Origin of the sequence: Halobacterium sp. KA-4 (assembly GCF_021028995.1) — an archaeon.
GTDB lineage: Archaea > Halobacteriota > Halobacteria > Halobacteriales > Halobacteriaceae > Halobacterium.
Genome location: NZ_JAJJZG010000001.1, coordinates 90611 through 104171 on the forward strand (window position 1 = coordinate 90611; position 13561 = coordinate 104171).

Consider the following 13561-nt stretch of genomic DNA (forward strand, 5'->3'; position numbering starts at 1 on the left):
GTTAGCTGGCGAGGCTGAAGCGGACGGTGTCGCCCTCGTGGAGGCGACTGCCGGCGGAGAGCGGCTCGCTGTCCGTGGAGTCCCGGACGACTACCGTGTCCGTGCGGAGCCGCGACCCTTCGAGGACACCCGCGCGGACGTGGGACCCGAGTTCGTCGGCGAGCGCGTCCACGACGTCGGCGACGGTGGCGTCGGCGGCGACGCCGACGCGGGCGCTGTGCGTGCCGGTACGAGCGGCGAGCGTTCCCGTGAGCTTCACCTCGACGTCCATGTGAGTACGTACCGACCGCGGCGGCAAAAAGTTTACTCACGTGTGGAAAAGTCGTCGTCGGAACCACGGCGCTTATGCTGGCGGCGGGCGACCCGCCGCACGTGCCAGACCACGCACCAGCCCCCGGCGCGGACGACCCCCTCGACCACCACGGGGTCGTCCCGCCGATCGTGACAGCGTTCCACGACGACGAAACGGTCGACTTCGAGCGCACCGCCGAGCACGCCCGGTTCGTCGTCGACCGCGGCGTCGACGGCGTCTTCCCGCTCGGGACGAACGGCGAATTCCCCCTGCTGACGGGCGGCGAGCGACAGCGCGTCGTCGAAGCCGTCGTCGACGAAGTCGGCGGCGAGGTTCCGGTCATCGCCGGCGTCGGCGCGCCGAGCACCCGGCAGACGGTCGCGCACGCCGAACACGCCGAGGAAGCCGGCGTCGACGGCGTCGTCGTCGTCACGCCGTACTACTACCCGCTGGACGACGAGGCCACGGTCGCGCACTACGAGCGCGTCGCCGCCGCCGTCGACCTCCCGGTGTACGTCTACCACATCCCCTCGAAGACGGGGAACTCGCTGTCCCTGGACGTGCTCGACGACCTCTCGGCCATCGACAACCTCGCGGGCATCAAGGACTCCTCGAAGGACGTCCCGTGGCTCGGGCAGGCCATCGACGACCACCCCGAGCTCACCTTCGTCGCGGGCTCGGACTCGCTGCTCGTGCCCGGCCTCGACCTCGGCTGCACGGGCATGGTGTCGGCGGTCGCGAACGCGTTCCCGGAACTCGTCGTAGACCTCTACGAGGCCTACGACGAGGGCAACACCGAGCACGCGCGCAACCTCCAGAGCACGGTTTACGACGTCCGCACGGCGCTCAAGCAGGGGCCGTACATGGCGGGCGTGAAGACCGCGCTCCAGTTGCGCGGGTTCGACGCCGGCCCGCTACGCTCGCCGCTGCGCACGATGGACGACGACCAGCGGGAGGCCCTCGAAGTCCGGCTGGACGAACTCGGCCTCCTCGAAACCATAGATTTACACCGAAACGAGTGAACCTTCGACTATGGGGATAGATTACAGCGACCTCCACGACCCGAACGCGGAGTACACGATGCGCGAGCTCTCGGCGGAGACGATGGGCGCCGACCGGGAGCGGCCCGCACCCCGCGACCTCGAAATCACGGACGTACAGACGACGATGGTCGACGGGAACTTCCCGTGGACGCTCGTCCGCGTCTACACCGACGCGGGCGTCGTCGGCACTGGCGAAGCCTACTGGGGCGCCGGCGTCCCCGAACTCATCGAGCGGATGAAGCCGTTCGTCATCGGGGAGAACCCCCTCGACATCGACCGCCTCTTCGAGCACCTCGTCCAGAAGATGAGCGGCGAGGGCTCCGTCGAGGGCGTCACTGTGACGGCCATCTCCGGCATCGAGGTCGCGCTCCACGACCTCGCCGGGAAAGTGCTGGACGTGCCCGCCTACCAGCTGCTCGGCGGGAAGTACCGCGACGACGTGCGCGTCTACTGTGACTGCCACACCGAGGAGGAAGCCGACCCCGAGGCGTGCGCCGACGAAGCCGAACGCGTCGTCGAGGAACTCGGTTACGACGCCCTCAAATTCGACCTCGACGTGCCCAGCGGGCTAGAGAAGGACCGCGCGAACCGCCACCTCCGCCCAGGCGAGATTCGCCACAAGGCCGAAATCGTCGAGCAGGTCACCGAGCGCGTGAAAGACCGCGCGGACGTCGCCTTCGACTGCCACTGGACGTTCTCCGGTGGCTCGGCGAAGCGCCTCGCCAGCGAGCTCGAGGAGTACGACGTCTGGTGGCTCGAAGACCCCGTCCCACCGGAGAACCTCGACGTGCAGGAGGAGGTCACGAAGTCCACGACGACGCCAATCGCGGTCGGCGAGAACCGCTACCGCGTCACCGAGGAGCGCCGCCTCATCGAGAACCAGGCCGTCGACATCGTCGCGCCCGACCTCCCGAAGGTCGGCGGCATGCGCGAGACGCAGAAAATTGCGGACGTCGCCAACCAGTACTACGTGCCGGTGGCGATGCACAACGTCTCCTCGCCCATCGCGACGATGGCGAGCGCCCAGGTCGGCGCCGCCATCCCGAACAGCCTCGCCGTGGAGTTCCACTCCTACGAGCTCGGCTGGTGGAGCGACCTCGTCGAAGAAGACGTCATCGAGGACGGCTCCATCACCGTCCCCGAGAAGCCCGGCCTCGGCCTCACGCTCGACATGGATGTCGTCGAGGAACACATGGTCGAAGGCGAGACCCTGTTCGACGAGGCGTAAGCCTCGTCGTGCTGGACAGACGAGCGCAGCGAGTCTGTCGGCGTTCGACCCCGCATAGCAGGGTCGAGCGAGTGAGTCGCAGCGCGAACGCAGTGAGTGACCGTCTCACTACGTTCGACGAGGCGTAAGTCGACCCGCCGGTACCGAATCGCCGCTATTCTTCGACTTCGCGGTCCCGCACGACCAGTACGGGTGCGACCGCGCCTTCCGCGACGCGCTCGGTCTCGTCGCCGAACAGCGTCGCGAACAGCGACTCGCCGCCCGCGCCCATGACGATGACGTCGAATTCGCCGGAGCGGTCGACGATGCTGCGGATGGGGTACTCCGACTCGGTGGTCTCGGTGGCAATCTGGTCGGCGGGGAGCCCGCGCTCGGCGAGCGTCTCGCGGACGTACTCGACGGCGTCGTCGGCGTCGAAGTCGACACCGCTCTCCTCGATGCCCCAGAGCGTGACGGTGCCCTCGCCGCCCGCGAGCAGCGTGCCGACGAGGTCCGCGAGGCGGTCGGCGTCGACGGTGCCCCGAATCGGGACGACGACGTCGTGGATGTCACCGACGGGGTTCGGGAGGAGCACGGCGGTCGCGCCGACCTCCTCGGCGACGCGTTCGACGGTCTGGTCGCGGTCGTGCGTGAACGCGACCCGGGTCTCGACCTCGCGGCCGGCGGCGCGGAACGTCTCCGCGAGGTCCTCGACGGCCTCCTGCGCGCGGTCCTCGAACTGCATGCTCGCCTGCTCGGTCGGCGTCTGCTCGGGGAGGACGTGGTAGCCCAGAACGACGACGTTGGCGGGCGCGAGGAACGCGGCCAGCGACTCCGAGATGGACTCGCCCTCCAGCACTTCCACGGGTACGAGCACGCGTGGCGGCTCGCGGATGTGTAGCGATTCGTCGGCTGGCGCGAACTCGGCCGGCGTGGATTCGTCGGCTGTCATCAGAGGACCCCCTTGAGCTGCACGTCGCTCGCGTAATACTTGTACCACCCGGCGGCCGCGGCCATGATGGCGAGCCCGATTATCTGGGAGGCGCGCTGCATGAACCCGATGAGCGCGAAACTGGCGACTGCGCCGACGCCCGCGACCAGCCAGTAGGCGGGCACGCGGAAGTCGGGGTCGTACCACTCGGGTTCGTCGCGACGCATCGAAATCAGCGCGACGCACATCAGCCCGTACATCACGAGGTGGAGGAACGACGCGACCTCCGCGAGCACTTCGACCTCGCCGAGCGCGACGAGCACGAGCACCGGGCCGCCGGCCATCGCGAGCGCGACGTGCGGCGTGCCGTACTTGAGGTTGAGGCGGCTCGCGTACTGCGGGACGAGCGCGTCCTTGCTCACCGCGAACACCGCTCGCGAGGTGGAGAGAATCGACGCGTTCGCGCTGGAAACCGTCGCCAAGAGGCCGGCAACGAGAATAGCGAGTGCGCCCGCGTCACCGAAGTACGCCCGCGCGACCTCGACGATGGCGGTCTCGCCGAACCGCGACAGCGGGTCGCTGCCGAACGCGCTCGTCGCCACGAAAATCGTCGAGACGTAGAGGATGCCGACGATGACGACCGAGCCGACCATCGCCAGCGGGAGGTTCCGTCCGGGGTTCTTGATGTCGCCGGCGACGGTCGCGACCTGCGCGAATCCGAGATACGAGGTGAACACGAGCGCCGCGGTCGTGAACATCGGCATCGGGCCGAACGGCATGAACGTCTCGGGCGTGCTCGCGGTCCCGAACACGCCGACGGCGTCGAGGCCGCCGTAGCCGAGGAAGAGCACGAGAATCGTCAACAGCAGGCCGACGACGTAGTTCTGGAGTTTCGCGGCGTTCTCCGTCCCGAAGAGGTTCAGCGCCGTGAGCGCCACGCCGAACACCAGCGCCAGCGGCACGACCACCGGGATGTTCCCGACTGGGACGCCGGCTTCGAGCAGCAGGGCGGCGGCGTAGTTCCCGAAGCCGACGAGGTAGAACGCGGTCGCGAACACGAGCCCGAGCCAGATGCTGATGCCGACGACCGCGCCGGGGAGCGCGCCGAGCGCCCGCGAGATGAAGTAGTAGCCGCCGCCGGATTTGGGCATCGCCGTCGCCAACTCCGAAGCCGGGAGCGCGACGAGCAACGCGATGACCGCGCCGATGGCGAACGACCCCGCGGCCGCAGGCCCGGCGTTACCGGCCGCCAGCCCCGGGAACACGAAGATGCCCGCGCCAATCATCGTCCCGACGCCGATGGCGACGCCGCCCTTCAGGCCGATGGAGCGTTCGAGTTCCGTCCCCTCCTCGGTGACGGTCGTCTCGCCGTCCGCCGCCGTGGGCGGCGCGACCGGTTCCGGCGTCTCGCCCGCCACGTTCGTGCCGTTCTCGCCAGCCGTTCCCATACCGGAATCCCGACACGAACCCGGAATAAGGTACTGGCCACTCGTCCCCTACTCACCGAGACTGGCTGACGTAATCTCGACGTGGCCGCGGTCGCCGTTCCAGACGGTGTCGTACTCCAACTCGATGGGACGAGACATGTGCGGGCCGTCGGTGACGAAGGTCTCGAACTCCCCGCCCTCGCCGAGCACGTGGACGCCGTACTCGTCGTTGAGGACTTCGAGGTCGTCCAGCGCGTCGCGGTCGAGCGTGCGGCCGAGCCACGACTCGTCGAGGCCGTACGCCGCCACCTGGACGATGGTAATCTCGAAGCCGGCGGCGAGCATCTCGTCGGCGAGGTCGCGGGGGTCGCGCTGCCACAGCGGCGCGAACACCTCGCAGCCGAGTCGCTCGGCCATCGCCTCGATGCGGGAGGTCTGGTACTCGCTCTCGACGGCGCCCGCGGTGACGCCCGCGAGCCCGCCGTCAAGGTCGGCGGCGAGGTCGGCGAGCGCGGCCTCCAGCGGTTCGAGTTCGGTGTCGCCCTGTTCGCCGGACTCGGTTGCGGCCGCCGCCTCGAAGTCGTCGGGTTCGACGTCCACGAGCGGGATGCCGATGCTCTCGGCAGCGAGGCTGGCGAGGTGCGTCGCGGGCACGTGGTACATGTACGAGTCGCCCTCGGGGTGGACGGTGACGAGGCGCGCGACGTCCAGGCCCTCTTCGAGCGCGCGGTAGAGCGCCCACGAGGAGTCCTTGCCGCCGGAGAACAGGCTCACCCACTGGCCGTCAGTCATACGCGTGCTTGCGGCGCGGCGTTGAAATACCCCACTCTATGGCTCCACTGGCTCCTCGCCGTCCTCCACGTCGACTTCGTCGACGTCGCTGAACCGGGTCGCGACGCGGAGGCCGACGACGCTGACGAGCACGCCGGCGACGACGAACGCCGCGAGGCGCTGCTCGGGGGAGAGCACGAACCCCTCGATGGAGAGCGCGCCGACCTCGGCAGCGGGCACCGCGACGGCGTCGAGTTCGCCGGCCAGTTCCATGAAGTACGCCGAGAACCCGCGGACGACGAGTCCCACCGCGAGCACGCCGAACGGGAGGTTGAGGAACGACGTGCGGACCTCCTCGTGGCGGATGAACTCGTCGAACAGCCGGCCGGCGCTGGCCGCCAGGCCGCCCAGCGTTATCCACGGTACGCTGTAGTACGTGAACGCCATCGCGGTCAACAACAGCGGCGTCTCCGAGGGCAGGTCGGAGATGCCGAGCGCGCCAGCGAACACGCCGACGAGCGCGAGCCCGCCCGCAACGACGTACGTGACGATGGAGACGCGGCCGGAGTACAGCGCGTCCCGCGCCTGCGCGGGGACCTCCGCGAGGTAGTTCTCGATGCTCAGGCCCTTGTAGAGGACGAACAGGCCGATGACGGCGGTGATGGAGGCGACCGCGACCGCGAGGCTGCCGGTCACCATCAGCAGCGCCGGGAACACCAGGAGGACGATGCCCAGCGGCACGAGCACGGTCTGTCGGAGTTCCTCGTCGGCGAGGAACTGCTTGAGGAGGTAGTACGTGGATTCGAGGTCGCGGGCCTGCCGGACGACCACGCGGTCGACGGCGTCCACCTGGAGGCGGCTCTCCACGATGGGGACGACGCGCTCGTCCTCGGCGCTGTCGATGACGACGACCGCCGAGTCGGGGTCGTAGCGCTCGATGAGGTCGTCCAGTTGGTCGGCGACCGAGAGGTCCGCGGAGACGGTGTCGCCGCTCCCGGAGATGGCGGCGACGACGGCGTCGTCCTCGCCGTCCCGGAGGTCGCGGGTGACCCGGAGCGCCTCCAGCAGGGTGTTCACGGCGGAGTCCTCGGGGTCGGCGATGCCCATCTCCACGACCATCGACTGCACCGCCTCCCACCCGGCGACCGGCGTCTGCAACCCGGTCTGTCGGGGGATGTCCCCGGTCCGGTCCACACAGACGACCAGCGTGCGCATCTATCGTCCACAGCGTCGCGCTGCCGTGGTAAAAACCCCGCGCTCGGGTCACCGGAGGTCGACGTTCGTCCCGTCGCCGTCACCGACTGCGTCGGCCAGTCCCGCGCCGAACGCGTACGCCGCGCCGACGGCGGTCCGCCGCATCCGCACGAACATCCCGCGCGGCGGCTCGAACTCTCTAATTTCGACCTCGTGGCCGACTTCGGCTTCGAGGTACGCTTCGGCGTCGTCGCGCGTCCCGACTTCGTCCACGAGGTCGCGCTCGTGGGCGTCCCGGCCGACGTAGACGCGGGCCTCCGTGTCCCGAATCTGCTCGGGGGAGAGGTCGCGGCCCTCGGCGACGCGCTCGACGAACGACTCGTAGAAGTCGTCGACCAGCCCCTGGAGGTAGCGGCGGTCGTCCTCGCGCATCTCCCGCAGCGGGTTGCCGGCGTCCTTGTACTCGCCGGCGACGAAGCGCTCGTAGTCGACGCCGAGGTCGTCCGCGAGCGCCGAGGCGTTCAGCGTCGACCCGCGCACGCCGATGCTGCCGACGAGGCTGTTTTCGCGGGCGACCACGTGGTCGCAGGCGCTGGCAATCCAGTAGCCGCCGCTCGCGCAGACGTCGGTGACGAACGCGACTGTCGGCCCGTCGAAGTCCAGCACTGCGCGCCGGATGTCGTCGCTCGGGACGACCTCGCCGCCGGGCGTGTTCAGGCGGACCGCGAGCGCGTTCGTGTTGCTGTCCTCGGCCGCGCGCTCGATTTGGTCGACCACGGCGTCCGCGGGAATCTGGCGCGGGTCGGTCGGCAGCGACTGCCCGCCGTCCCGTGCTATCGGGCCCTCCACGCGGACTTCGGCGGTGTCGTACGCGCCGAACACGGTGTCCGCGGCGTTCCCGCCTAACTGGAGGAACACTACGCCGGTGAGGAGCGTCAACAGCACGCCGAGAATCGTGGGGCCGCCGGCCGGCGTCCGCACGAACAACACCCAGCCGACGACGACGCCGACGACCACGCCGAGTGCCAGCACGGTCAGTCGGCCGACTCGTTTGGGGAGCGTGTCCATGGCTACGGCGTCGGCGGCCGGCCCCGTAATTCACGCGGCCGACCCAGCGCGAGCCACGGTCGGGACGGTGCCGCCGCTACGCGCGGGAAAATACGGAGAAATCAGCAGTAGACAGCTTAGAGGTGACCGGACTTCTGGAGCTTGCGAAGGTCCTCGGTGTCGAGGGTCTCTCCCTCCTTGAACCGCTCGTAGATTTCCTCGGCTTCTTCGCGGGCTTCGGCCTGCTCGGCGGCGCGCTCGTCCTCGCGCTCTTCTTCTTCCTGCTTGTCGAGTTCGCGGAGGCGCTTCTGGACCTGCACGAACGCCTCGTGGTGGGCGTCGGCGGCTTCCTGGGCCTCGACGAACTTCTCGTGCATCTCGTCGGCCTCGTCACGGATGTCGTCGGCCTCGCGGTAGGCCTCGATCATCTCGTTGTGGTGCTCCTGGGCCTTGTCCGCGAGCTCCGTCACCTTCTCGTGGTGCTCGGAGGCTTCCGCGCGGACTTCCTCGGCCTCGTCGACGAGCTCTTCGAGGTCGCCGGACGCGTCGAGTTTCTCCTTTCGGTCCTGGTACTCCTCGCGCTTGTCCTCGATTTTCTCGATGAGTTCGCGCTCGTCCTCCGTCGAGAGAACCTCGGTCTGCTGCTTGAACTCGAGCTGCTCGATTTCCTCCTTGAGCTCTTCGAGGTCTTTGCCCTCGTCGAGTTCGAGGTCCTCTTTGCGCTGCTCGACCTCGTCGAAGAGCTCGTTCGCCTCGGCGTTGAGCTCGTTGCGGACTTCCTTGTGTTCCTGGACGCGCTCGTTGAGCTCGTCGCGCTTCTCGCGGTGTTCCTGGGCCTCGTCGACCTTCTCGCGGGTCTTCGCGTTGAGTTCGTCGCGGTCGGAGGCGCGGGAACTGGCGAGCTGGTTCAGCTCGTTCCGGCGGTCACGGAACTGGCCGGCGTTCTTGATGAGCTGACCCTTGGACTTCTCTTGAAGTTCTTCGTCAGTAATGAGTTCGTCTGCGCTCGATACTTCGATAGTTTGTTCTTCCTCAGCCATTGTTCAAACCTCGATGCCATACCCGCTGGGTGTTCGAGACAGCCGTCGCTCGGAGCGTGTTACTTCCCGGTCGGAAGGAGAACGTCCTGTCATTCTCTCGGGCTGTGCACGAACGCACGCAGCGTTCTGGTAACGGGTAATACGCCTCCACGCCACTTAAAATTTCCGACGGGGCGTCGCGTGCAAGCAGTTGTCAGACCCCGTTCAGCGAGTGCGAACGGCTCCCACGGGGACGGGTGGCTGCACTTAAAGAGCGGGCGTGGAACGCCGCACCCAAGTGCGGCTACCGGCAACCCCAGCGCATGGAAGAAGTCGTGCGGGCGACCGGCCACGAACACGTCACGGCCGAACACGCGTCCACGCTGGAAGTGACGACCGACGACTACCTCACGCCCGCCGGCGACTGCATCGTCGGCATCGACGCCGACCGCGCGCCCGCGGACTTCGACCGCGACTTCGTCGCCGCCTGCCAGGACGAGGACGCCACGATTACGCTCGTGCTCGAAGCCGACGGCCACCGCGAGGAAGTGACCGGCTCGGGCCACCCGGACCTTGAGTACACGAACGAGCGCAGCATGGTCGGGCGCACGAGCACGTACGTCGACGACCGCACCATCTTCGTGGACGCCGACGAGGCCGCTACGGACCTCGACCGCGACCTCGTCGCCGCGCTCGCGGACGGCGCGGACCTCACGGCGACGCTGCGCGTCGAGTAGCCCGCCGTCTGGGAGCCGTCACGGCGTTTTTTGCGCTCGCCGACACACCTCCGAACATGGACGACGAGCCAGCGGAGAACATCTCGGGTGGCGACGCCGCGGCCGGCCGCTTCACCGAGTTCGAGCCCGGCGACGACACGAGCCGCGCGGAAGCCGTCGTCGACCGGCTCGGCGACATGTACTGGCAGAAGGCCTACGGTGGCCGCGACGCCTTCGAGTGTCTCGTCCGCACGATTCTCAGTCAGAACACCAGCGACGTCGCCAGCCAGCCGGCGCACGACGCGCTGATGGAGAAATATAACTCGAGAGGGGACCTCGCGGAATCGCTCGCGGACGCCCACCAGGACGAACTCGCCGAAACCATCTCTTCGGCCGGACTCTATAATCAGAAATCGGAGACGCTGATTCGCATCGCCGGCCGCATTTGCGAGGAGTACGGCGGCGAGACGGAGTTCGACGAGTTCGTGCGCACGGGCGACCCCGACGAGGTGCGCGACGCGCTCCTGGACATGAAGGGCGTCGGCCCGAAGACCGCCGACTGCGTGCTGTTGTTCGCGGGCGGGCGCGACGGCGTCTTCCCCGTAGACACGCACGTCCACCGTATTGCGCGCCGGCTCGGGCTCGCCGCCCCGGACGCCGACCACGAGGCCGTCCGCGAGGCCCTAGAGGACAAAGTACCGGGTGAGAAGTGCGGGTTCGGGCACACGGCGATGATTCAGTTCGGCCGCGAGTACTGTTCGGCGCGCAAGCCCGCGTGCCTCGACGGCCCCGAAGCCTGCCCGCTGTACGACCTCTGCGACAGGGTGGGCGTGGACGAACTCGCCGAAGAAGTCGTCGACCCCGCCGAAGCCGCCGACTAGAGGCTCCGCCAGCAGGTGTCCGCGAACGACGCCAGCGGCAGGTCGACGTCGGACTCGACGCTGACGAACAGCCCCGTGTACTCCTCCTCGGCGAAGTGGAACGCAGTCATCTCGTCGAAGCGGTGCATCGAGCAGTGGAGGTCGCCCGCGCCGAAGAGGTCTTCAAGGTGCTCGCGGCTGATGCCCTCGAGCACGAGGTTCCGGTGGATGGCGTCCGCGCGCTCGTCCAGGCGCGCGCCGACATCCTCGCGAACGTAGTGTACGTCGTAGCCCTCCCTGTCGTACTCGGCGACGACACGCAGTGCGTCTCCGGCCTGCTGCTGGAGCTCCGCGACGAGTTCGTCGCCCTCTGGCATGGGTTGCCATAACAATCCCGCAGGTTTGAAACTTCGGCTCCGCGCTACGGGCTGCTCCCGTTTATCGTCTCGTTGCCCTCGTAGCTGAAGTCGTCGCCCGAAGCCGGCCCCGCCGAGAGGAACGGCAGGTCGAGTTCCCACTCCGCGACGACGGAGAACCGCGAGAAGGGGTTCGAGAGGAAGGTACTCAGGTCGCCGACGCCGTCGAAGCGCAGCTGCACGTCGATGGCGATGACCTGCGTGTCCATCGCGTGGCCGACCGCGCTGAACCCGAAGTCGCCGGCCGCGCCGAGGTTCGTGAACAGGTCCATGTGGAGCCAGAACGTGATGTTGGTCTCGTTACCGCCGACGTCGAACCGGTAGCCGCCGTCGCCTTCGACCGGCTGGCCGGGCTGCGCGACCTGCGCGACCTGCGCGGCTTGCGCGGCGACAGCGGGGCCGACGAACGCCGTCGACACCAGCAGCGCCACGACGAACAGGCTCACCCCTCGTGTGTGCCTCACACCGCACAGTACCGCGACGCGGAGTATAGTGCTGTCGGCTTCTGCAACTACACGGCGAAAGACGGCTAGAATCAGTCCGAGACGGCTAGACGAACCGGAACGTCTCGAGGTTCTTCGGCGCGAACGTCCGCATGTTGTAGTCGTGGTAGAGCGCGCTGGAGAGGTCCTGCGTGGAGGACTCGTCGCCGTGCACGCACAGCACCTTCTCGGGGCGCGGGTTCATCGTGCGCACGAAGTCTTCGAGGCCCTGTCGGTCGGCGTGCCCGGAGAAGCCGTCGACGGTCTCCGTGTCCATCTCGAGCTGGAGGCGCTCCGTGCGGCCGCTGCCGCGGGAGTCGGGCATCGGAATCTCGTCCCAGCCCGACTGGATGCGGCGGCCGAGCGTTCCCTGGGCCTGGTAGCCGACGAACGTCATCGTCGAGTCCGGGTCCGGACCGATGTGCTGAATCCAGGACATGATGGGGCCGCCGGTGACCATCCCGGACGTGGAGAGGATGATACACTGGTCGCCGTCGGCGACCTCCTGGCGTTCCTCCTCGCCGCCGTCGATGTGGTTGAATTGGGGCGCGAGGAACGGGTTCTCGTCCTCGTGGAAGATGCGGTCGCGGAGGTCGTCGCGGAGGTACTCGGGGTAGGTGGTGTGGATGGCGGTCGCCTCCCAAATCATGCCGTCGAGGTGGATGGGCATCTCCGGGATGTCGCCCTCCCGCATCGCCTCCTCGAGGACGAGCATCATCTCCTGGGAGCGCCCGACCGCGAACGCCGGAATCAGGACCTTCCCGCCGCGGTCGTACGTCTCGTTGATGACGCGCTTGAGTTTCGCCTCGGAGTCCTCCTGGTCGGTCTGGTAGTCGTTGCGGCCGCCGTACGTGGACTCGAGGACGAGCGTCTCCACGCGCGGGAAGTCGTTGACCGCGCCGTTGAACAGCCGCGTGTCCTCGTAGTGGATGTCGCCGGAGAACGCGACGTTGTAGAGACCGTCGCCGATGTGGAAGTGCGAGACCGCGCTCCCGAGGATGTGGCCGGCGTTGTGGAACGTGAGCTTCACGTCCGGCGCGATGTCCGTGACGTCGCCGTACTCCAGCGGGATGCAGTGCTTAATTGCTTCGCGCACCATCTCGGAGTCGTACGGGGGCGTGCGGCCCTCCTTGGCGGCGACGTCGAGGTAGTCCAGCGTCAGCAGGCCCATGAGGTCACGAGTCGGCTCCGTGGTGTAGATGGGGCCGTCGTAGCCGTACTTGAACAGCAGCGGGATGAACGCGGAGTGGTCGAGGTGGGCGTGCGTGAGCACGACCGCGTCGATAGAATTCGCGCCCGCGCCGAGTGCTTCCTGGACCTGGAGGTAGGGGACTTCGTCCTCGCTGCCGGGCTTGTCGCCGCAGTCGACGAGGATGCGCGTCTCGGGCGTCGAGAGGATGAAGCTCGCGCGGCCGACCTCACGGCAGCAGCCCAGCGTGGTGATGCGGACGTACTCGTCGTCGCTCATCTCCTCGCGGTGAATCTGGCGGCCGACCTTCTCGAGGATGTCGCGACGGTCGTCGCGCTCGGACTTCAGGAAGTTCCGGACGTTCGAGACGGTGGAGGACTCGATGGGCGGCGTGCGCACGACTTCGGGCGTCCAGCCCGCGGCTTCCGTGATTTCGCGGAGCGTGGAGCCGTGGCGGCCGATGACCATCCCGGGCTTCTCGGCCTCGATGACGACCTCGCCGGTGTCCTCGTGGAAGTCGAGGTCGGTGACGCCGGCGTCGTCGGGGATGACGTTCAGAATCTTCTCGCGGGCGGTCTCCGGGCGGGAGAGCACCGCGGGGTCGGGGCGGACCGTGATGCGCTTGCGGAGTTTGCTCGCGAGCCGCCGAACGAGGTCGCCGTCCTGGGCGAACTGCTTGGGGTCCCGGGTGTAGACGACGAGCTCGGGGCCCTCGTACTTCACGTCGGTCACCGAGATGTCCGGCGGAATCTCGTTCGTAATCTGGTCCTGTAACTCTTCGAGTTGCTGGTCTACAGTGCTCATAGTCAGTGAATGAGGCCTCCTGTGTTCGCGTCTCCGTTAGGACCACTCACAGCCCGCCGTAGGCGTGGGGAGTGGACCGTAGAACGTGGTGAGTAGACACACTCTGTCGTCATTCCAGTATGGAGACCGGTGTTCCGGCCGAAGACGGCCGGGCCGCGGGGAT

General features: G+C 67.9%; 14 protein-coding genes. 4 read left to right on the forward strand and 10 right to left on the reverse strand.

Annotated elements, in window-relative coordinates:
- Window position 1: 1 nt before the first annotated feature.
- On the reverse strand, window positions 2–271 hold the full coding sequence (locus LPA44_RS00480) for a MoaD/ThiS family protein (RefSeq protein ID WP_230887643.1): 270 nt from the start codon (window positions 269–271) through the stop codon (window positions 2–4).
- A 101-nt stretch (window positions 272–372) separates the two neighbouring features.
- Between LPA44_RS00480 and LPA44_RS00485 the strand changes: the two genes are divergently transcribed.
- Both LPA44_RS00485 and LPA44_RS00490 read left to right on the forward strand, forming a co-directional pair.
- A complete protein-coding gene (locus tag LPA44_RS00485) occupies window positions 373–1314 on the forward strand; it encodes a dihydrodipicolinate synthase family protein (protein WP_230887644.1) in 942 nt (313 codons plus the stop codon).
- A gap of 10 nt (window positions 1315–1324) precedes the next feature.
- Window positions 1325–2563, forward strand: a complete 1239-nt coding sequence (locus tag LPA44_RS00490) for a mandelate racemase/muconate lactonizing enzyme family protein (protein ID WP_230887645.1) — start codon at window positions 1325–1327, stop codon at window positions 2561–2563.
- A 154-nt stretch (window positions 2564–2717) separates the two neighbouring features.
- Here the strand turns inward: LPA44_RS00490 and LPA44_RS00495 are convergent, their stop codons facing one another.
- The 6 genes from LPA44_RS00495 to LPA44_RS00520 form a co-directional block, all read right to left on the reverse strand.
- Window positions 2718–3494, reverse strand: a complete 777-nt coding sequence (locus tag LPA44_RS00495) for a universal stress protein (protein ID WP_230887646.1) — start codon at window positions 3492–3494, stop codon at window positions 2718–2720.
- Window positions 3494–4921 (reverse strand): APC family permease, encoded by a 1428-nt coding sequence (locus LPA44_RS00500; RefSeq protein ID WP_230887647.1) that lies wholly within the window; start codon window positions 4919–4921, stop codon window positions 3494–3496. The genes LPA44_RS00495 and LPA44_RS00500 overlap by 1 nt, the downstream gene beginning before the upstream one ends.
- A gap of 48 nt (window positions 4922–4969) precedes the next feature.
- A complete protein-coding gene (locus LPA44_RS00505; protein WP_230887648.1) occupies window positions 4970–5692 on the reverse strand; it encodes a diphthine--ammonia ligase in 723 nt (240 codons plus the stop codon).
- A 36-nt stretch (window positions 5693–5728) separates the two neighbouring features.
- Entirely contained in the window at window positions 5729–6886 is a 1158-nt protein-coding gene (locus LPA44_RS00510; RefSeq protein WP_230887649.1) for a DUF373 family protein, read from the reverse strand.
- 48 nt (window positions 6887–6934) lie between these two features.
- On the reverse strand, window positions 6935–7933 hold the full coding sequence (gene sppA / locus LPA44_RS00515; RefSeq protein ID WP_230887650.1) for a signal peptide peptidase SppA: 999 nt from the start codon (window positions 7931–7933) through the stop codon (window positions 6935–6937).
- A 116-nt stretch (window positions 7934–8049) separates the two neighbouring features.
- Window positions 8050–8952 carry a coiled-coil protein gene (locus tag LPA44_RS00520; protein WP_230887651.1) on the reverse strand — a complete coding sequence of 301 codons (903 nt, stop codon included), beginning with the start codon at window positions 8950–8952 and terminating at the stop codon, window positions 8050–8052.
- A gap of 302 nt (window positions 8953–9254) precedes the next feature.
- Between LPA44_RS00520 and LPA44_RS00525 the strand changes: the two genes are divergently transcribed.
- Both LPA44_RS00525 and LPA44_RS00530 read left to right on the forward strand, forming a co-directional pair.
- A complete protein-coding gene (locus tag LPA44_RS00525; protein ID WP_230887939.1) occupies window positions 9255–9668 on the forward strand; it encodes a DUF371 domain-containing protein in 414 nt (137 codons plus the stop codon).
- Between the two features lie 56 nt (window positions 9669–9724).
- The gene (locus LPA44_RS00530; RefSeq protein WP_230887652.1) at window positions 9725–10528 is read left to right on the forward strand and encodes an endonuclease III domain-containing protein; all 804 of its coding nucleotides are present in this window, start codon (window positions 9725–9727) and stop codon (window positions 10526–10528) included.
- Here LPA44_RS00530 and LPA44_RS00535 read toward each other — a convergent pair.
- The 3 genes from LPA44_RS00535 to LPA44_RS00545 form a co-directional block, all read right to left on the reverse strand.
- Window positions 10525–10884: a hypothetical protein gene (locus LPA44_RS00535; protein ID WP_230887653.1), complete on the reverse strand. Its 360-nt coding sequence runs from the start codon at window positions 10882–10884 to the stop codon at window positions 10525–10527. The two genes, LPA44_RS00530 and LPA44_RS00535, sit on opposite strands and share 4 nt — an antisense overlap.
- Window positions 10885–10928: 44 nt before the next feature.
- Window positions 10929–11387: a DUF7332 family protein gene (locus LPA44_RS00540; RefSeq protein ID WP_230887654.1), complete on the reverse strand. Its 459-nt coding sequence runs from the start codon at window positions 11385–11387 to the stop codon at window positions 10929–10931.
- A gap of 85 nt (window positions 11388–11472) precedes the next feature.
- Window positions 11473–13398: a beta-CASP ribonuclease aCPSF1 gene (locus tag LPA44_RS00545; RefSeq protein ID WP_230887655.1), complete on the reverse strand. Its 1926-nt coding sequence runs from the start codon at window positions 13396–13398 to the stop codon at window positions 11473–11475.
- Between the last annotated feature and the right edge of the window lie 163 nt (window positions 13399–13561).